Source organism: Chitinophaga sp. ARDCPP14, assembly GCF_051362515.1.
GTDB lineage: Bacteria > Bacteroidota > Bacteroidia > Chitinophagales > Chitinophagaceae > Chitinophaga.
Map to the genome: position 1 here is coordinate 248,058 of NZ_JBKIXB010000002.1, position 20,097 is coordinate 268,154.

At 44.1% G+C, this 20,097-nt stretch carries 13 protein-coding genes and 1 tRNA gene; 5 read left to right on the forward strand and 9 right to left on the reverse strand.

What is annotated here, in order from left to right:
- Positions 1-24: 24 nt before the first annotated feature.
- The 3 genes from ACLHR0_RS05600 to ACLHR0_RS05610 form a co-directional block, all read right to left on the reverse strand.
- Positions 25-1,611, reverse strand: coding sequence for a SusD/RagB family nutrient-binding outer membrane lipoprotein (locus ACLHR0_RS05600; protein WP_436485257.1), 1,587 nt, complete (start codon positions 1,609-1,611; stop codon positions 25-27).
- A gap of 26 nt (positions 1,612-1,637) precedes the next feature.
- Complete coding sequence (locus ACLHR0_RS05605; RefSeq protein ID WP_436485259.1) at positions 1,638-4,850, reverse strand: SusC/RagA family TonB-linked outer membrane protein; 3,213 nt, start codon at positions 4,848-4,850, stop codon at positions 1,638-1,640.
- A gap of 102 nt (positions 4,851-4,952) precedes the next feature.
- Positions 4,953-5,537, reverse strand: coding sequence for a helix-turn-helix domain-containing protein (locus tag ACLHR0_RS05610; protein ID WP_111579979.1), 585 nt, complete (start codon positions 5,535-5,537; stop codon positions 4,953-4,955).
- A gap of 88 nt (positions 5,538-5,625) precedes the next feature.
- Between ACLHR0_RS05610 and ACLHR0_RS05615 the strand changes: the two genes are divergently transcribed.
- The 5 genes from ACLHR0_RS05615 (at position 5,626) to ACLHR0_RS05635 (ending at position 10,551) form a co-directional block, all read left to right on the forward strand.
- Positions 5,626-6,192, forward strand: a complete 567-nt coding sequence (locus ACLHR0_RS05615; protein WP_111579865.1) for a MarC family protein — start codon at positions 5,626-5,628, stop codon at positions 6,190-6,192.
- A gap of 49 nt (positions 6,193-6,241) precedes the next feature.
- A tRNA-Arg gene (locus ACLHR0_RS05620) sits at positions 6,242-6,313 on the forward strand.
- A 168-nt stretch (positions 6,314-6,481) separates the two neighbouring features.
- Positions 6,482-7,888, forward strand: coding sequence for a hypothetical protein (locus tag ACLHR0_RS05625; RefSeq protein ID WP_436485262.1), 1,407 nt, complete (start codon positions 6,482-6,484; stop codon positions 7,886-7,888).
- 355 nt (positions 7,889-8,243) lie between these two features.
- Positions 8,244-9,356 carry a DegT/DnrJ/EryC1/StrS family aminotransferase gene (locus tag ACLHR0_RS05630; protein ID WP_436485264.1) on the forward strand — a complete coding sequence of 371 codons (1,113 nt, stop codon included), beginning with the start codon at positions 8,244-8,246 and terminating at the stop codon, positions 9,354-9,356.
- Between the two features lie 4 nt (positions 9,357-9,360).
- Positions 9,361-10,551, forward strand: coding sequence for a glycosyltransferase (locus ACLHR0_RS05635; RefSeq protein WP_436485266.1), 1,191 nt, complete (start codon positions 9,361-9,363; stop codon positions 10,549-10,551).
- A 59-nt stretch (positions 10,552-10,610) separates the two neighbouring features.
- On the opposite strand, the gene ACLHR0_RS05640 is transcribed toward ACLHR0_RS05635, so the two are convergent.
- The 6 genes from ACLHR0_RS05640 to gmd all read right to left on the reverse strand — a co-directional run bounded on the left by ACLHR0_RS05640 (position 10,611) and on the right by gmd (position 20,092).
- Positions 10,611-12,512 carry an ABC-F family ATP-binding cassette domain-containing protein gene (locus ACLHR0_RS05640; RefSeq protein WP_436485268.1) on the reverse strand — a complete coding sequence of 634 codons (1,902 nt, stop codon included), beginning with the start codon at positions 12,510-12,512 and terminating at the stop codon, positions 10,611-10,613.
- 234 nt (positions 12,513-12,746) lie between these two features.
- Positions 12,747-14,324, reverse strand: coding sequence for a hypothetical protein (locus tag ACLHR0_RS05645; RefSeq protein ID WP_436485270.1), 1,578 nt, complete (start codon positions 14,322-14,324; stop codon positions 12,747-12,749).
- Between the two features lie 162 nt (positions 14,325-14,486).
- Positions 14,487-15,842, reverse strand: coding sequence for a N,N-dimethylformamidase beta subunit family domain-containing protein (locus ACLHR0_RS05650; RefSeq protein WP_370908540.1), 1,356 nt, complete (start codon positions 15,840-15,842; stop codon positions 14,487-14,489).
- Between the two features lie 71 nt (positions 15,843-15,913).
- Positions 15,914-17,806 carry a cytochrome-c peroxidase gene (locus ACLHR0_RS05655; RefSeq protein WP_436485273.1) on the reverse strand — a complete coding sequence of 631 codons (1,893 nt, stop codon included), beginning with the start codon at positions 17,804-17,806 and terminating at the stop codon, positions 15,914-15,916.
- Between the two features lie 236 nt (positions 17,807-18,042).
- Positions 18,043-18,987 (reverse strand): GDP-L-fucose synthase, encoded by a 945-nt coding sequence (fcl, locus tag ACLHR0_RS05660; protein ID WP_436485275.1) that lies wholly within the window; start codon positions 18,985-18,987, stop codon positions 18,043-18,045.
- On the reverse strand, positions 18,980-20,092 hold the full coding sequence (gene gmd / locus ACLHR0_RS05665) for a GDP-mannose 4,6-dehydratase (RefSeq protein WP_436485277.1): 1,113 nt from the start codon (positions 20,090-20,092) through the stop codon (positions 18,980-18,982). Before gmd ends, fcl begins: the two co-directional genes overlap by 8 nt.
- Positions 20,093-20,097 lie beyond the last annotated feature (5 nt).

Consider the following 20,097-nt stretch of genomic DNA (forward strand, 5'->3'; position numbering starts at 1 on the left):
AGCCAAGACAAAATTCGCGCCTTCCTATTTCAGCAGCCACATATCCGCGTTGATGTCGTCTGTGGTGCCGCCAAACTGGTTTTTCAGGGAGGCGGTCCAGTTGATGGTATTGGAAGAGCGGTCGGAATCAGGATACTTGAAACGTTTGGGGATAATGCCGCTGTTGCCCGTACCGGAGCCTACGCTGAAAGTGGGGATGCCGGTTCTTCTCCAGTTGATATAAGCTTCCCAGCCCGAGTTTTCAAAAAAGGCGAGGTATTTCTGGGTCAGGATTTGCGCAAGTCCCTGTGCATTGTTGCCTTTATATTGCACGTTCGCTTGTTTATAATAGTTGTTTTCAAAATCGAACGGTACTTCATAACGTTGACCACCATACGTTTTAATAATGGAGCCGGCAGCTTCGGCCGGAATGCTATAAAAGCTGAGAGAGGCTTTGATCCCCTTTTTATACCAGGCTTCTGCATCTGCCTGTATCCAGCCACGGTTGGCCGCTTCGGCCAGGTTAAAGCATAACTCCGGGAAACCAAGCAATACGCCCGGCTCAGCGGCATAACTGCTGTAATAGCGGCTGCGGCTGCGAACGGAATATACTGCATTATTTACATCAGACATTTTTGAAGACATATTATCCAGGCTTTCACCGGAAGCGGCGCCCACATAAGCAGTGATATCAGCTGGTGACTTACCCAGCTTATTCACCTGTTCAGTGGCTGGTTCTGCGGTTATATATGCCCGCGGATCATTGAGCGCTACCAGAGTATTCAGATAGGTGGCAGACATATTATACCGCGTAGCATCGAAGCCCAGGTTATCCGGGTTGGATGGATATTTATTGATGTTGTTGTAGATAAATTGCAGGTTCTGATCGGCCGATTCCATCAGCGGATATTTAGCAGGATTGCTAACAATATCTTTAAACTGCTGGGCTACTTTCAGATCAGCATCGGCTGCTTTCTTACTTAAAGTAATGAGCACCCGCAAACGGAAAGTGTTTACAGCGCGCTGCCATTTGCCGAGGTCATTGCCATAATAAAAATCACCTTTCAACAACTGTCCTTCTGCGGTATTGCTTTTATCCGGGTTGGCAATCTGCTGTCCCAGCTGTGTGTTGGCTTCATCGAGCCACTGCAGGATCTGAACAAATACTTTCTTCTGTTCATCATATGCCGGCGTCAGGTTATCTTTTCCCTGTAGGGCATCTTTCATTGGTAAATCCCCTACCAGGTTGGTCATACGATAAAAGAACCAGGCCCGGAAAAACTTACCCAATGCAGAATATGGATTCACGGCCTGTCCGCCTAAACGGGTGGCTTCCACTTCCATTTTCTGCACGTTGGTCATGCTGTAATAACTGTTGAGATCTGCACCGCCCCAGTCGTAACGCTGATCGCCGTAATAGTTATAGTTACAGCAGTCGAACTGGTTCCAGCGCATCACATTGCTCCATGGTTTATCTGTATTCATATCTGCCAGTACACCGCCTAATACCAGGCTGGGAGGCGTTTGCGCAGGCTTGTTGGTGTTGATAGCATAGTCATCGTACTTCTTGTTACAACTACTGAGTACAGCACCTGTTAAAGCAAGGAAGGTTAATATTTTGAAAGATTTCATACAATACATTGTTTTAAAGTGACAGATCAGAAGCTGAGATTGATATTAAAGCCATATCTCTTTGTAGTAGGTGTTTGCAGGGTAGAAGCGCCCTGGTCCGCACCCGGATACTGGTCGAGATCCACATCTTTATTCTTTGCAAAATAGAGCAGGTTCCTGCCTACAAAAGATATATTAGCTGATCTGATAAAAGTGCCTCTCAGTATGGTTTGCGGCAGTGCGTAACCAATGGTTACCTCACGCAGTTTTGCAAATGTTTTACTGATCAGGTTAGCTTCGTTTGTTCTGTAGTATACGCTGATATAATCCTGCAGGAATGTTTTGGTAGTGTTTCCTTCATACTGCAGTTTATCGTAGTTGGTAACATTACCGTTGTTGTCATACTGGATAGGTACGTTGTTGCTCACTACCACGCCCTGGCCCAGGTAAGATTTTACGCCTTTATAATCCTGGTAGCGGGCCTCTCCCATTGCGCCTTCTGTGGTAAGGATATTACGTCCGCCACGGAAAGTTTGCTGCTGGATATAATCGATCATGTTGCCACCTACGCGGCCATCGAACTGGAAGCTGAGGCTGATGCCTTTATAACTGAAACTGTTGTTGATACCCCAAACCCAGTCGGCGCTGGCGTTACCGAGAAACTGCTGCGTTGGATTCACCACCGGGCGGCCATCCGAACCGTTAATGATTTGTCCGTCGGCTGCTCTCACGAAGGTGGTACCATAGATTTTATCTACCCGGTCGCCCACGCCTACAAAGGCGTTCAGCTTATCTTCCCCGTCGTAGATCTTAGTATACTTTTCCTGAAAGGTAGACCAGTTGGCGGTTACGTTCCAGTTAAGACCATTCGGGTTTCTGAGCGGACTGCCATTCAGTGATACTTCGTAGCCTGTTTTACGGGTGTTTACGCCATTGATACGGTTCTTTGCATAGCCGGTTGCACTTGGAATAATTACATCGTAAATCTGCGGGCCATTCTCACTGGTGAAATAGGTACCGTCTATGCCTATACGATTTTTCAGGAAACGGATATCCACGCCTGTTTCCACCACCTTGCTGGCAAATGGTTTCAGGTCGGGATTAGCGATCGTTTGTGAAATATAGGCGCCTGCCTGGTTCTGGTAAACCGGGGCCACATTATAGAAAGAAGTATTGTAGATAGGACCGTCATAAGACGACTGGTATTCAGAACCATATCCGAGCGGGTAGGTAGCCAGCGGTGTAGCGCCGATGGTAGCCTGCGTAAAGCCGCCTTTTACGTTAGCATAGGAGCCGCGCAGCTTCAGGAAGGAAACCACTTCCGGCAGCTGGATATAATCCGACAATACGGTGCTGACTGCAACGGATGGATAAGAGTATACGTTGTTTTGTATTGGCAGGTTGGAGGCTTTATCGATACGGTCTGTGAGGGAGATGGTAGCATATTTCCCCAGGTCGATATCTATATAACCATACGCGCTCAATACCAGCATAGGTGCATAGTAGTTGGTGGCAAACAATGGATCGCGGCTGTTGGCAAATCCGTACCATCCCGGCGCATTGAGGTAACCGGTAGACACGTAGCTGGAGTTATACCTGTAAGAACGTGCATTACCGCCTACAGAAGCGTGGATGCCTATTTTATGGGGAAAGGTATTGGTGTAAGACAACAGTACATCGGTGTTGTTTTCAAACATGCTGCGTTTGTCTTCCCGGTAATCGCCTTTTCCTTCTTCACGACCATAAGGGTGTGCGGAGAAAGGCACTTTTTCATTCCTCATCAGGTCGTAGGTAGTGATTTGTGTGCGGGCGAGCAGTTCCAGCTTATCGCTGAACTTATAGTTCAGTTTTGCATACCCGTTTACGTCTGTTTTATAGTGGCCGCGTAACCATTCGTAGGTCATGAACCAGGGGTTATGATAACGTTGATATTCCGCGTAAATAGATTGGATACCTTCTTTGCCTGGCTGCCAGTAGTTGCGCATATCATCCATGCTCCAGTCGGCGCCCGCCCATATCAGGGTGTTATAGATGATACTGTTGGGGCCATAGGTTACATCCGGGAAATTGTTGGAATACTGGCGGTTATAGTTCATGTAGGCATCCAGTCGTAACCGGGGGTTGAAGTTATAACCTGCGGAGATATTGAAGTTGGTAATGTTCAATGAGGTGTTGGGAACAATTCCTTTCTGATAGGAATGCGACAGGGAGAAGCGCAGATCGGCTTTTTCTGTGTGGGAAGATACCGCGATGTTGTTGGTGCTCAGCATACCTGTTTGCAGGAAGCGTTGCAGGTTGTTTTTACCGCGGGCAATCCATGGTGTGCCGGTACGTTTACCTGTTGCCGGGTCTACCGGGCTATCGTACTGAGGGATGAGCTGCCCTTCGAATTTAGGGCCCCATACGTCGTAGTCGCCATCGTTGGTTCCCCCACCTTTACCATCTACAAAAGCATATTTACCATGATCGCCGGGACCGTATTCATCCTGTACTTTTGGGATGGCATTGAATCCTTTTTCGAACATGGTACTGGAGTTAAAATCAATAGAAAGGCCGCGCTTATCTTTTGTTCCTTTTTTGGTGGTGATCATGATGGCGCCATTGAGGCCACGGGAGCCATATAATGCGGAAGCAGTTACCCCTTTCAGTACGGTATAGCTTTCAATATCATCGGGAGAAATATTCCAGGTATCAGAATTAATGGGTACGCCATCTACTACATACAAACCTATATTATTACCGCGGAGCAATACCAGCGGGGCCGACAGCAGTTCGGCAGAGGCGCCTACGGTGAGACCGGCTACCTTACCAGCCAAACCATTTACCGGGTTGGGTTCCCTGGCTTTGATCAGGTCCGCTCCTTTTACTTCCTGTACAGAATAACCTACCCGTTTTACTTCTTTTCGTATACCCAGGGCCGTTACCACCACTTCGTCGAGGGCCTTTTTATCCGGCTGAAGGATGATCGTTACATCTGAAGCGCCTTTCAGTGCGTACTGTTCAGGGAGGAAGCCAATAAAGCTGACCTGGAGTACATCGGTGCCGGCGGCGGAGATAGTGAAGCTGCCGGCGGCATCGGTAACAGCGCCGCGGTTGGCGCCTTTTACTTTAACGGTAGCTCCTATTACCGGCTGGCGGTCGTCGCCTGCGATAACTTTTCCTGTAACTGCCTGCTGGGCATGTACAGATAGGGTGATGAACAGCAGCAATAACATGGCGCATAGCTGCCTTTTGAGCGCCCGATGTAGATTTGATTGCATGTAAATGTAGGTTTGGATAATTTATTTTACATGCAAAGCTCAAAATCCTATGTGACCGGAATGTTAACCTATACTAAATTTAATGTTAAGTATTTGTAATCCTTATTTGTCGCTGTCGAGGAAGAAATATACGACCAGGATCTGTGCATTGTCCGGGCCTATGTTGCGGGGTTTGTGTCCGAGGCGGCCGTCGAAGAAGAGGGAGTCGCCTTCTTCCAGCACATATTTTTCATTATCGATGAGGTATTCAACGGTGCCTTTGATAATATATTTATACTCATAGGCATCGGTTTTTACTGTCTGTGAGCGGTGGGCGCCTTTTTTCAGCTCCAGCAGCACGATATCTACCGGGAAATTCTTTACATTTTTGGTGAGCACCCTTTTATAAACAAATCCTTTGGCGGGTTCTTTTTCAAACTCCTGGTAGGCGGCTTTTTGTTTGATGATGACTTTTGCGCTCTGGGTTTGCTGATCGATTTCGTTGAAGAACTCGTTCATGTCCAGCCGGAGGGCCTTGATAATATTGATAAGTACCAGCAGGGAGGGTACTGTTCTGTTATTCTCTATCTGGGATATCAGCCCTTTACTCACCTCGGCCCTGTCGGCCAGCTCCTGGATGGTAATTCCTTTTGCCTTTCTCTTTTCTTTGATCTTATTACTGATCTGAATGATGATATCCTCTGTCATACTAAACGTAATTAAAACAAATATAAGCAGAAAGCGGCCAGGATAAAAACGTTCATCAATCTCCCTATATTTACACAAAATAGCATTCATGTTCAGCATCGACCAAATTCTGGCCATTACCTTTACGTTATTTGCAGTGATTGATATTGTTGGCTCTATCCCGGTACTGGTGTCCCTGAAGGAAAAGCTCGGACACATAGATGCCGGCAAAGCCACGCTGGCATCGGGTTTCCTGATGATTTTATTCCTGCTGGTAGGGGAACCTTTCCTTAAACTTTTGAGCGTAGACGTACACTCCTTTGCTGTAGCGGGTTCTATCGTAATATTTGTAATCGGGCTGGAAATGATCCTGGGGCTGGAGTTTTTTAAAACAGACCCTGATGCCAAAGCCGGCAGCGTGGTACCTATTGCTTTTCCGCTGATCGCCGGATCCGGTACCCTGACCACGATTATGTCGCTCAAGGCCAACTTCGGGCAATATAATATCCTGGCAGGCATCTGCCTCAACCTGGTAATCATATACCTGGTGCTCCGTAGCCTGAACTATATAGAACGCTTGCTGGGCAAGGCCGGGCTGATGGTACTCCGTAAATTTTTCGGGGTGATCCTGCTGGCTATTGCCGTAAAAATCTTTAAAAGTAATATCAATCTTTAATGCAATTTGGGATTCTACATTAGAAAATGTAGATTTGCGCGAGTTTTATGGCCTCGTAGTACAATGGATAGTATAAGAGTTTCCGAAGCTCCAGATTCAAGTTCGATTCTTGACGAGGCTACTACATCAACGCCCAATTGCAGTATAACTGGAATTGGGCGTTTTTCATTTGATCCCAGCAGCCTTTTGAAGTTTGCAATATCTGAATCATTTATTAACTTCGGACGACACCAGTCACCTGAAAATTAAAGTACCGGATTTAACGATTAACCCATCCCTGATTTAATCTATGAAAAAAACATTATCATCGCTGTTATTGCTAACAGGTACCGTATCGGTAGGTCACGCGCAAACCTATATTAACAATCAGACTACGCTGCAGCCTTCGTCAAATTTCTACATTTCCGGAACAGCGCAATCTAACACCTTGAAAACGACGGCAGGCACAAGTGCCACAGGAACGTCCCACTTCTACATGTACACCGGCGACGGTAATACGCCTGCTAATCTCAGATGGACCCAGGGCTTTATTGGGGCTGAGGGGGCTTCCAATGCGGGCGCTGATTTCAGACTATTCCGGTATTCAAACACTGGCGCTTTCCTGGGAACCGGACTAGCCATAGAAAGGGCAACCGGTAATGTTATTGTTAATAATCTTACTGCTGCCAACGGGTCTAAAATACAGGGTACTGGTACCACCGCTAACGCATCCTATCTGCAATTTATGCAAAGCGACAATACCACCAGGGATGGATTCGTAGGTTTGGGGAGTACAACTAATAAGGATGTTTATCTTGCAAGTGACAATGGCAATGTTAATCTGGTACCAAAAGCCGGTGGCGGTATACTCCAGGTAGCCAGTGCACAGGTACAGAATACAACTGGTACCTTCCTGATGTCGAATGCTACTTCCAATAATATAAGCTTCAATGCAGTGGGCTTAGCCGGGCCTTCCTTTACCACGCGGAGTATTGGCAGTAAAGTTATTTTGTGGAATTCCCCATTGAATGCTACTACTTCCGGCTGGGACATCGGGATGGAAAATAGTCATATGTGGTTTGGCATCCCTGCAGCTTTAAACACCCAGGGCTTTAAATTTTATGGAGGTACTACGCAGATTGGCAGAATTGACGGCATGGGAGCAACCGACTGGGAAGGACAAGGCAGGTTTAAAGGTTGGTATACCGCCAACGGAACCGGCCCTGCTGCAGAAATAGGGATGTCTGGCGGACGGGCATCATTCATTGGCTTTGACCGGACACCGGGAGCCACAAAATATCTACCTGTGCTGCTTGTTGGAGGTACCACAGCAAATAATCAAAAAACGCTCATTATTACCGATGTTGGCGTTGGCATCGGAACATATACCCCACAGTCGGAGCTTTCCGTTAAAGGCACCATTACCGCCCAGCGGGTAAGAGTAACCCAGGCTGGTTGGGCAGATTATGTATTCCATCAAAGTTATCAGCTTCCTTCTTTAGCGGAAGTAGAACGCTATGTGCGCTCCAACCAGCACCTGGAAGGCATTCCTTCTGCAGCCGAAGTAGAAAAAGAAGGTATAGATGTAGGAGAGATGAATAAGAAGTTGCTGGCCAAAGTAGAGGAATTAACGCTGTACCTGATAGAACAGAATAAGAAGATCGCGGCATTGGAAGAATGGAAGCAGCAGCAGGAAAAACTCCCTGTTCATCCATAATTACCAGGACATACTATTAATCTGTAAGCTACCGGCAACTTCCAGGATTGCCGGTAGCTTATTTTTATAGCCCTTCCATAACGGAAAGTTTTATCTCTCTATGCCCGGTGCTGAAAATCGAGACTTGCCACTGCATTCGTGAAGCATTGCATATAATAAAAAACATATTCAACAAAGCGATTTTTACAGCAGGAAAGCGTTTATTTGTATGTTAATGTTTAGCTTTGCAAGCGATTTTCAGGGGCTTTTTAGAAGTAAATGTATATCCTGAATTTCATTAAGCCACGGGAATCCATAAAGTGCTAATTGGTCGCTGAATACCCGTTAAAATCATTCATCCTGATAATAATTATCCATGAATAATTATAAAATACCTGTTTACCGGCCTTCTTTAGGAGAACTGGAAAAGAAAAATGTGCTCGAGTGTTTGGACTCTACCTGGATTTCATCCAAAGGAAAATTCATCACCGAATTTGAAAAGGGGTTTGCTGACTATTTAGGTATGGATCATGCAGCAGCTGTTTGTAACGGCACCGTTGCGCTGCACCTGGCATTGGTAGCATTGGGTATTGGCAGCGGAGATGAAGTGATAGTACCTACTTTAACCTACATCGCATCTGTAAACGCCATCGCCTATACCGGCGCCACACCCGTTTTCGTTGATTCAGTAGCAGAAACCTGGCAGATCAGCCCGGCAGACGTGAAGAAAAAGATCACCAGCAAAACCAAAGCAGTGATTGCGGTTCATTTGTACGGACATCCCTGTGAAATGGATACACTGGCTGCTATATGTAAAGCGCATGACCTTTTTCTCATAGAAGACTGCGCAGAAGCCATTGGCAGCAAATACAAAAACAAGTACGCCGGCACCTTTGGCGATATTTCTACCTTCAGTTTCTTCGGTAATAAAACAATCACGACAGGCGAAGGCGGCATGGTAGTAACAAACGACCAGACCCTTTACGACCGCATGGTGCATTTCAAAGGCCAGGGGCTGGCTAAGCACCGGGAGTACTGGCATGATGTGATTGGCTATAATTACCGCATGACAAACATCTGTGCGGCCATCGGAGTGGCACAGCTATCAAGGGTGGAAGAAATCATCACCCGAAAAAGAGAAATTGCAAAAGCATACCAACATGCCTTTAACGGCAGCAGTGTTACTTTTCATGCCGAAGCTGAAAATGCTTTTCATTCCTATTGGATGTGCTCCATCCTGGTAAAAAATGCCGATGAACGGGACGAATTGCGGGACGTCCTTAAAAAGGCCGGCGTTGAAACAAGACCACTCTTTTATCCCGCCCACACCATGCCGATGTACTCCGGTAAATATGAAAGACATATCGTAGCCGAAGACTTAGGCTGGAGAGGTATCAATCTTCCAAGCTTCCCTGAACTGACTTCTGAAGAGATCACCTACATCTCTAATCTCATTCTTGACTATTATAAAAACAGGGAAACCGTTTGAGGTTATGCAGAAAAGGAAAATAGGCATACATGCTGCAGGCTTTATCGGATGGGGAGGTGGAATTGATTTTCTCAGGATGATCATTCGAAGTATTCTTGATACAAAGAAATATGAGGTAGTCATATTACTACCTGATCATTTAAGCTTCAGGGATAGGGTAAGAAGAAGTTTGTCACGTTTCAGCTTAACCGCAAATAAAAAAAATAATGCCCCCAGGCAATTCAGCGATCACCGGAATTTATTTAAGGAGTTTAGCCAGGAAGCGAAAAGTGTTACCTATAAGAAAAGTTTAAAGAAAGCCGTAAAGCAACACCGTATTGACCTGCTCATTCCCTGCATAGAGGCTGTAAACCCGGATATTGATATTCCCTGGGTGGGCTACATCTACGATTTCCAGCATGAATATCTTACACAGTTTTTCACCCCTGAAGAAATTAAACACCGGCAAGTACAATTTGGCAACACTGTACACACCGCCAAAAATGTAATTGTAAACTCATACGCAGTAAAAAAAGATATTGAAAAGTTTTATCCGGACAGTACTGCCAAAGTCACCAATCTTCCTTTTACGCCTTTATTCAACAGGCAATTACTTAGCAGTAATTTTACGGAGATAAAACACCGGTATACCTTACCTGATAAGTATTTCATCATCTCCAACCAGTTCTGGATACACAAATCACATATCACGGCTTTCCGTGCCCTGCACATTTTACATTCCATATCGAATGAACGGATTGCTATCGTCTGCACAGGTGATACCGGTGATTCCAGGCGCGCTGATTATTTTGACTCGCTGAAAAAAGAAATCCGGGATTTAGGAATTGAAGACAACGTATTTTTCCTGGGGTACATTTCAAAGCCCGATCAGATCCAGCTGTTATTGCATTCAGTAGCGCTGATACAGCCCACTCTTTTCGAAGGTGGACCCGGTGGCGGAGCTACCTATGACGCTATTGCCTTTTCAAAGCCAGCCATCATCTCTGATATAGATATTAATAAAGAAATCAATGATCCGCTGGTAACTTTTTTCCAGGTAAATGATCATGCTGACCTCGCAGATAAAATGAAAACGGTGCTTGAACAACATAAAAGCAGCCATTGGAAATTAGACGTTAATAAACTGGAAGAAGAAACAGCACAAAGGATAAGCATATTGGGAGATGTTCTTTCAGCACTTATTGATTCGATCTGATGACCTTTATTTTATCTATAGAGGAAGATATCAGTCCTCCTCTATAGATAATGGCGCTATTATCCATTTATTTCACTCAGCTCCAGCCAACGCATTCCCTTCTCATCCAGTAATTGAATAATTTCACCAATCCGGTGGGTCAGGGGTTCCATCTTATCAAAGGGCAATTCTCCACTTGACAAAGAGGCTTCAATTCTTTTCTTTTCTGTTTCCAGTTGCTCCATCTCTTTCTCCAGCAGCTCCAGTTCCCGTTTCTCCTTAAAAGACATCTTGCGGCCTTTGTTCTCTACAACAGGAGTCACTGTTACCATGGGTTCTGGTACCGCTTCTTTTTTAGGTACAATGGTCTTTTTCTTGTCTTCTTCCTTCTGCCATTCACGGTACTGAGTATAGTTGCCAGGATAATCGCGGATTTCGCCATCTCCTTCAAAAACAAACAAGTGTTCCACCAGTTTATCCATAAAATACCGGTCGTGGCTCACAATGATTACACAACCCTGAAATTCCTGTAAGAAACTTTCCAGGATGCTAAGGGTTGGTAAATCGAGATCATTGGTAGGTTCATCCAATACCAGGAAGTTTGGATTGCGGAATAAGATCGATAACAGGTGCAACCTTCTTTTCTCACCACCGCTCAGTTTTGAGATGTAGGTGTATTGCTTTTCCGCCGGGAACAGAAATAGCTCCAGGAATTGTGCGGCGCTTACTTTAGTGCCATCTGCTAATGGGAAGTTCTCGGCAATATTCTTTACGAACTCTATCACCCGCATATCTTCTTTTACCACCAGACCCGTTTGTGAATAATTACCAAACACAATGGTTTCCCCGATATTGATCTTCCCGGAATCGGGCTGTTCTGTACCCAACAACATATTCAGAAAGGTAGATTTACCAACCCCGTTTTTACCAACAATGCCTACCCGTTCTCCTTTTTTGAAGGTATAATCCATCCCTTTCAGGATCTTCAGATCTCCAAAAGATTTATAGACTTTCTTTAGCTCCAGGATTTTTCCGCCCAGGCGGGTCATCTTCACATTTAGTTCCAGTTGCTGGTCAGCTACTTTGGTGCTGGCTTTTTCCTTTACCTCATAAAAAGCATCCTGGCGGGATTTGGATTTGGTGGTACGGGCTTTAGGCTGTTTACGCATCCATTCCAGTTCCTTACGGTAAAGGTTACGGGCTTTGTCCACACTTGATTTTTCGCTTTCTTCCCTGGCAGCCTTCTTTTCGAGATAATTTTCATAATCTCCTTTGTAGATAAAAAGCTGTTCCTGGTCCAGTTCCATGACTTCGTTACAAACGCTATCCAGGAAGTACCGGTCGTGCGTAACAAGCAGCAGCGTTACCTTTTCCTGATCCAGGTAATTCTCCAGCCACTCAATCATAGATACGTCCAGGTGGTTGGTGGGCTCATCCATGATAAGCAATACGTGTTTATGCTCGAAGCCAATTTCGATCAACACCTTAGCCAGTGCTACCCTTTTTTGCTGGCCGCCTGAAAGGGAGCCGACTGGTTGATCCAGGTTATGGATATTAAGTTTTCCTAATATCTGTTTCACTTTGGTATCGAAATGCCAGGCATTCAACTCGTCCATTTTAGCAATGGAGTCGGTCAACTTATCCAGATCAGGCTCGTGTCCTTCCTCTGTGAGCAGTTCATACTCTTTGATAGCGTTTAGTACCGGGTTATTATGATTGAAGATATTTTCGATTACGGTTTTGGAGAGATCAAAGTCTGATTGTTGCTCCAACATTACAACGGTTACGTCTTTATGAATCCAGACTTTCCCACTGTCGGGCACATCCTTTCCGCATAAAATGCGGAGCAAGGTGGATTTTCCTGTTCCGTTAAGCGCCACCAGCGCTATTTTATCTCCTTCTTCGATATGAAAAGAAATATCCCTGAATAATGGTTTGGTTCCAAAAGATTTGGTAAGCCCTTCTACTGTAACGTAATGCATGGTGCGAAGTTATAAATTATCGGCAACACTGGAAGGGAACAGGGATTATGTATTTGATATTATGATTTTTTTCGTATATTCATTACAGGATAATCAGGGTTTCCTGTACCTGACATTTTTTTCGACAAATAGTTATTTCGGCCTTTGTCCATTATTATCCTCCCCTCTTTGCGATGAAAAATAAAAAAAGCCCTTGCGCTGGTGCGGAAGGGCTTGTGTCTGTATATAATTTCATCAGAAGTCGTAATAAAGTTGTCTGAAGCTACTGCGTAGGCCAAATTGAAATATCAGCTCTTTGTTGTCGTACAGGCTATTTTTTTCTCTTCGACCTGTTACAGACAGTTCCAAACGCAAGTTATATTTTGGATTGAGCAAAAAGGCTACTGAGCCCTGAACATACGTTAAATTAGTTTTCAAGCCCTGACCAATATGGTTTCCGTAATCTTCGTTACGTGTATTATAAGACTTAAAAATATCTTTCCCATAATTTATACCCGCAGTATCCAGGCCATATTTTGCCACCATTAATTCGCCTTTAAAGAACCATCTACGGTATTGATAGTCTGCGATATTAACCCACTCGATGAAATTAGCCCCCATTGGGTGTGCCAGTGGTTGATTATAATGTCCGTAGTTGTTTAACGTAGACCGCTGTGAGTAAGTATATGGTCGTGCTGCATTTACTTCGGTCAGAACATTCAGCCTGGGCACCTTAAAGATATTGTTTGAACGGAACCCTATTTGTCCTCCAAATTTATTTGCCCACCAGCCTTTTCCACTGGTCATTTCACTGAATTTAAATTCATCAAGCAAAAACTGCCCATATATGGTAGAATTAACCGAAGGTGCATATTTTACATTCAGCCCCATGAGTGCATTATCCGGAGAGCCTACTGAGAATTCCACCGGGCGCAGAAAAACAATAGGATTGAGATAACTCATATCAAACCCTCTTTTTCCTGTTGAATCGGAGTCCTGCCAAATAACAGCCTCGAAAAAGCCAATCGTAACTTTCTTTGATACATTCCAGTCGAGGTAGTTAAACACCCCCCACTTTTTCCGATAGCCATTGTCGTATGAGGCCCTCGGATATTTCATATCAATAAACTGTGCCCACATTGTGGTATACTGTACTCTTCCTACATTAGCTATTACCTTAAGGAAGGGATAGTTAAACGAATTATCAGAAAGGAGCATGGACCTGTATCCATCGCCTATGAAATTTTTGTCATATCCCAATTGGAAATCGAGAAATTTCCCCGCCTTATAACTGAGTAAGGCAGATGAATACGCAAAGTCAAAAGCTTTCCCATTGCTATAGTCTTTCCATTGCCCCTGTCCCGGAACAATCATCGTTTGACGACCGTAGCGATCAATGTACTCTGGAAACTTGCCCTGGTTCTCGTAAAACTCTGTACGAAATGTAAAGTTTTTCCCCAAACGTCCTCCGGCAATCACACCTCGTGTATTCAACCACGTAGTGCCATTATCAGAACTATTCCCAATAAGCAGATCAGGTAAAAAACTGGCATAAAAATCATAGTCTGCCGTACTATACTGGAGCAGGTGTTCGTTGAAGAGCTTACGGTGAAACCAGCTTCTCTTCTTGGTGGAATCTTCCTGGGGGAGTTGAAACTCTGGTTGTATCATGTAGTCCCGTTGGGAAGAATGATAGCTGAAACTATTGGTATCAGCGGTGGCTTTATAAAAGCCTAAGGAAAACTGTCTGCCGGCACTCTGCGCAAATGATCCAAAACTAATAGCGAGACAACTTAAAATGAAAAGGGCTTTAACAATCTTTGTATGTAACATGTATTAATGTGTGCTTGCAAGACGCAAATATATGCTTTTAAGCACATTAGTATCACTACTATAAATGAGAATTAAGTTAGCAGCCACCTTTCTGAAAAGCAAAGACAGCCGGAAGCGCTAATGGACCCGGCTGTCTTTGTTCATAAATCCGATACTGGAAAACTACCTTGAAAACATGTTTTGGTCTTTTAGTAACCCATTTATGGCATTGGTAGTGATTTGCGGTATCCGTGGCAGTGTAAAGGAATACATGGTACACCAGTCGGTGGTCGGTATATTGATAACCGTTCCGGATGCGGGCGTTTTTTTAAACACAATAGCCGTAGGCACCGTTTTTATTGTTCTGAAAGCAAAATCATATCCCAATAATTCTACTTTTTCAAATTTGAGCAGTTTAGTATTAAGAATCGGTGTGCCATCCGCCTCGAAACCAGTCAAAGGGGCGCCATCATACTCTCTGCTGGGACATCTGATAATATCCCCCTTTTTAAGACCCAAACCGGCAAAAAGAGGGGAATTGGGACTGGTTACCTTAAATCCTTCCCAACCATCATTCTTAGCAATAGTGCCATAGCCACCTCCGTCAAAATCGCATCCAATACTTGCGATAATAGGATATTTTAATTTTGATTCTTTCCAGTAAATTGTCTTCAGACTATCGGCAATAGGGGGTTCACCCAATCCTTTATAACAAACAAGCTGATGTTGCAGGCTGTCCACTCTAACCTGCCACCACATTACATTACCGGAAAGTACCAACGCATGCTTCCCTTCGGCTACAAACCTGTCAAAGTTCCGTCTGGCTGGCCTTGACCAGTATTCACTGTGCCCAATAATGATCAGGATTTTGCCTTTTATGTTATCGAAGTTTTCCAGATCCTGGTCGCAGATAACCGTGTATTTATAGTTTTGCGTTAACATCCATTTAAGGAAGCCGGGGCCACCATATTCGGAAAAACGGATAGGTCGAAGAAAGGAAACTTTCTTTGCTACAGGAAGCGTGTAAAGACTTCTCCTGCCGGATTCCGAGTAGGCGTTCTCGGTGTTGGATGGGTATACTACTGTAAAGTCCGCAGCATCTTTTGATTTAATTACAAAGGGAATTTTCTTACCAACCAGGTAGACGCCCGTCTTCGCGTTGGCTGGAATCCTGAAGCGAATGGGATGTTCATATTGGAAACCATCCTCTGATGGGAGTTCTCCCTTAGGACTTTGGTGATATGACTGCTCAACTTTTACAACAAAACTCACGTCACCAGCCATGTCATATACGTTAACTGATTTCTTTTTATGTACACTATCTGTGGATATAAAGAGCGCAGCGCTATCTCCTGGGAAATAAGACATCTTATCGGGATAACCATTTAGTATAGCACCGTCACTAATAACTGAATCCGCGCCGGGTTGTATTGGTGGCGCTACTGATTCGTTGTTGGAAGACTTTTTACAGGAATAAATAACAGCAGTAACAGTAAGTAGAGCCAGCACGGCTACCTGCTTAATTTTCAGATGATACATGAAGCAACAATTGCTTGGGTTAGGAAATTTGATTACTAATAGCTAAACTTAAAATCAGACATCAAAGGATATCAATTATACAGATTTACTTTTCTGAATACAGCCTGTTCACTATCCAGGGGAGGCAACGCGACTGGTAACTTATGGGCTGCAGTGGTATCTGTTAATTTCTTCAGAAAAGAGATTATACTTTGTTTTTCTTCCTCTGTAAGATTTAACTTTTCCGGAGGGAGCGTCTGATTTACTAACGCAATACCCTGTCCAATCCCTCCACCATCATTATAAAAATCCAGTACTTCTTTCAAAGTATAATAGATTCCGTTATGCATGTATGGTGCAGTAAGCGCAATATTTCTAAGTGTTGGTGTACGGAAGGCATATAGGTATGGGGCCGCCGGGTAAAGGTTGTAGCGTCCCCGGTCTTCGTCAACCTCTCTTGATCCCGGAAACCGGGGAACACCTATGACTTCCACCTCTGCCTTGGCAAAATCAGGAGGAAGCGAGCCATTAAATAAAGGTGCAAAATGGCATGTGCCACATTTAGCTTTCCCCATAAAGAGATTAAAACCATGTATTTCCTCAGGGTTTAACTGCGAATGATCACCGCGCATATACTTGTCAAATGGCGAATTAAAGCTGGTCAGGGATCTAATATAAGTGGCAATTACATTTTGCAGATGATATGGCGTAAGTGCCTCTGCCGACCGGGGAAAAGCTTTCTTAAAAAGTGCGGTATATGCCTTACTTCCACGTATTACATCCATTGTTTTTGCAATAGAACCGTGCATTTCGTTGGGGTTGGACAACACGTCGGAGATCTGGTCCTCCAGGTAAGTTACCCGTGCATCATAGAATAGTGCCGGTTGTATACCTGCATTCAACAAGGTAATGGTGTTTCTGTTTATGAAAACCTGGCCACTGATAGCCGGGCTTTTTGCAAAGCCATCTGTAAATGCTTTCCCCGGCTGATGGCAGGTGGCGCATGAACGTTTGCCATTTCCGGAAAGAGCCGGGTCAAAAAACAGATAGCGCCCAAGCGCCTCTTTTTCTTCACCGGGATATTCTTCTTCATCACTGATATAAAAATCAAAAGAGAAAGCATTCTTATCAAAGAGACTCCCTGCTGAGGTACTCACAAGTTCTTTTGAACCGCTTATCACTATCCCTGCCTGCTTTAACAAACCTACAAGCATTGTCCCCAGAGGGTTTGCATACGTCGTAAAAAAATGCAGCCGATCGAATGAATCAAAATCCTGGTTATGCTGTAAATAAGCAATGCCACTGTCTACAAGATTATTCATCTTCTTACACGCCGCAGGATCAGATTTACCTAACTCGTCGTTGTAAATAGCAATAATATCATGGAATGACGACCAAACCGAAGCAACTTCCTGTATAGCATTTCCGCTCAACGGAGTGTCATATCCAGCAAGTCCAAGTACAGAAGACCGGAATAATTCCTTTCTAAGTGCCTTAAAAACTATAGTGTCTGTGAGTTGCTTTTTTTCAGAAATATAAATAGCTTGTCGTAAGCTTATAATAAGTTCTTTTGTCAGCCCCGACAATTCAGTGCTATCCTTACTGTTATATTCAGGGTACAATAATGCTTCTATCACCTGAAAACCCTCAGGGGGCTGAATGGTATTGGCATTATCTTCTTCTTCCACTTCAGGAACTGGAGCGCCATTAATTACTTTGGCCAATTCAGGATTTATGTACGCTGTTAGAAACTCCACCTTTTTATAGTGCAGCCTGGCTTGTCTGAATAGTTCCCGGATCTGAGGAAGGGAAGCCTTATTTCTGACTGCTCTATCCAATTCCTTTACTTTTGCATCTGTACCCTTAAGGTGTTCGAGGTAATAATATTGTACCTCTTCAGTTTTTACAATGGTGCCGGTACCGCAGTTACACGCCTGCAAAAAAGAAAACAGCAACAGGCAGCTTACTTTTAGGGATAAATTCATAAATATTGGATTCCTGAAATAACAATACAACCCTCAGGATAAAGGATATATTAAACCAGACCCCGCTTTTTTCACGGCATAGCGTCTCAGCTAAAATTTAAAACGCCCTGGGAAAGGAAAAGTTACAGGTATAGGTAGCATATTTTAGCGGGAAGGAAGATGGTGGTCATAAACTGTTGTCAAAATTTAACAGGGAATACTTTTTAAGCAAAAAAAAATCCCGTTAAAGCCGCCGGTCAAGACCAGCCGTTTTCTAATAATTGTCTGTAAACATTCTTTATACCTGTTTCCAGCTCTATATTTGCCTTCCAGCCATAAGAATGAAGTTTACTTACATCCATCAATTTACGTGGAGTGCCGTCAGGTTTGGTATGGTCAAATTTCAGTTGACCTTCGTAGCCAACAATCCCGCAAATCAGCTTTGCCAGATCTACAATACTGATATCTTCTCCAACACCAATATTAACCAATCCTTTTTCATCATAGTTCTCCATAAGGTAGAAACAAGCATCCGCCATATCATCCGCGTGAAGAAACTCCCGTCTCGGTGTTCCGGTTCCCCATATAACTACTTCCGGTACGCTCTTAACGTGTGCTTCATGAATTTTTCGAAGCAGCGCAGGTAAAACATGTGAATTATTCAAATCGTAATTATCATTGGGGCCGTATAGGTTGGTCGGCATTACCGAGATAAAATTGCATCCATATTGCGCCCTGTATGCGTCACACATCTCAATGCCTGCAATCTTGGCTATGGCATAAGGCTCGTTGGTTGGTTCCAACGGACCGGTTAGCAAATATTCTTCCTTTAATGGCTGCGGTGCCATTTTTGGGTAAATACAGGAAGATCCCAGGAACATCAGCTTCTTTACCCCTGCCTTAAAAGAATGATGGATCACGTTGTTCTGGATCATCAGATTTTCATAAATAAAATCTCCCCGGTAGGTGTTATTAGCTACGATACCACCGACCTTTGCTGCTGCAAGAAATACGTATTCGGGCTTCTCGTTTTCAAAAAATGTGGCTACAGCCTGCTGATTACGAAGATCCAATTCAGAAGACGTTCGTGTAATAAAATGGTGAAATCCGGCAGCTGCCAATCTTCTCATGATTGCTGAGCCTACCATACCACGATGTCCTGCAACATATATTTTACTATCCTTTTGCATCTTCTTACTCAAACTGGTTTAATACTTTATAACCCGAATCTTTTAATAATTTCTCACGTTTGAACAGCTCAACATCCGCTTCCACCATTTCTTTTACCAGTGCAGCCAGGTTATATTTGGGCTCCCAATTAAGCTGTCTTTTCGCTTTTGCCGGATCTCCTATTAACAGCTCCACTTCTGTGGGTCTGAAATAGCGCTCGTCAATAGCAATAACTTCCTGGCCAGGTTTAAGCAGTGAACCGGATGAGTTAACATGTTTCACTATTCCCTTCTCATCAACACCTGCACCTTTAAATTCCACTTCTATCCCTACTTCTAAAAAGGCCATTTTAATAAAATCACGCACTGTATTAGTAACTCCTGTAGCTATCACAAAATCTTCCGGTCTGTCTTGCTGAAGGATTAAGTACATCGCTTCCACATAATCCTTAGCGTGTCCCCAATCTCTTTTAGCATCCAGATTTCCCATATACAACTTCTCCTGCATACCGAGAGATATTTTGGCAACGCCTCTGGTTATTTTCCTGGTCACAAAAGTTTCCCCTCTCAAAGGGCTTTCATGATTAAACAATATACCGTTACAGGCAAACATATCATAAGCCTCGCGGTAATTGACAGTAATCCAATATGCATACATTTTAGCTACGGCGTAGGGAGAACGGGGATAGAAGGGTGTTCTCTCAGATTGCGGTACTTCCTGAACCAGCCCGTATAATTCTGAGGTGGATGCCTGGTATACCCTTGTCTTTTTAGTAAGGCCGAGCAAACGAACAGCCTCAAGTACCCGCAGTGTACCAATCCCATCTGCATCTGCCGTATATTCGGGTGATTCAAAACTAACCTGTACATGGCTCATGGCGCCGAGGTTGTAAATTTCATCAGGTTGTACCTCCTGGATGATACGGATAAGATTGGTGGAATCGGTAAGATCCCCATAATGCAGTTTAAGCCTGACCCCTCTGTCATGTGGGTCCTGATAGATATGGTCGATCCTGTCTGTATTAAAAAGGGAACTCCTTCTTTTAATACCATGAACCTCATATCCCTTGTCCAAAAGTAACTGTGCCAGGTAGGCTCCATCCTGGCCAGTAATTCCAGTTATAATAGCTTTTTTCATTATTG

Excerpts from the sequence above, each read along its gene's own strand:
- ACLHR0_RS05635 (WP_436485266.1), top strand. The coding sequence starts at position 9,361 with ATGCAGAAAAGGAAAATAGGCATACATGCTGCAGGCTTTATCGGATGG.
- ACLHR0_RS05610 (WP_111579979.1), bottom strand. The coding sequence starts at position 5,537 with ATGACAGAGGATATCATCATTCAGATCAGTAATAAGATCAAAGAAAAG.
- ACLHR0_RS05615 (WP_111579865.1), top strand. The coding sequence starts at position 5,626 with ATGTTCAGCATCGACCAAATTCTGGCCATTACCTTTACGTTATTTGCA.
- ACLHR0_RS05655 (WP_436485273.1), bottom strand. The coding sequence starts at position 17,806 with ATGAATTTATCCCTAAAAGTAAGCTGCCTGTTGCTGTTTTCTTTTTTG.
- ACLHR0_RS05605 (WP_436485259.1), bottom strand. The coding sequence starts at position 4,850 with ATGCAATCAAATCTACATCGGGCGCTCAAAAGGCAGCTATGCGCCATG.
- ACLHR0_RS05650 (WP_370908540.1), bottom strand. The coding sequence starts at position 15,842 with ATGTATCATCTGAAAATTAAGCAGGTAGCCGTGCTGGCTCTACTTACT.
- ACLHR0_RS05600 (WP_436485257.1), bottom strand. The coding sequence starts at position 1,611 with ATGAAATCTTTCAAAATATTAACCTTCCTTGCTTTAACAGGTGCTGTA.
- ACLHR0_RS05630 (WP_436485264.1), top strand. The coding sequence starts at position 8,244 with ATGAATAATTATAAAATACCTGTTTACCGGCCTTCTTTAGGAGAACTG.
- gmd (WP_436485277.1), bottom strand. The coding sequence starts at position 20,092 with ATGAAAAAAGCTATTATAACTGGAATTACTGGCCAGGATGGAGCCTAC.
- ACLHR0_RS05640 (WP_436485268.1), bottom strand. The coding sequence starts at position 12,512 with ATGCATTACGTTACAGTAGAAGGGCTTACCAAATCTTTTGGAACCAAA.
- ACLHR0_RS05645 (WP_436485270.1), bottom strand. The coding sequence starts at position 14,324 with ATGTTACATACAAAGATTGTTAAAGCCCTTTTCATTTTAAGTTGTCTC.
- ACLHR0_RS05625 (WP_436485262.1), top strand. The coding sequence starts at position 6,482 with ATGAAAAAAACATTATCATCGCTGTTATTGCTAACAGGTACCGTATCG.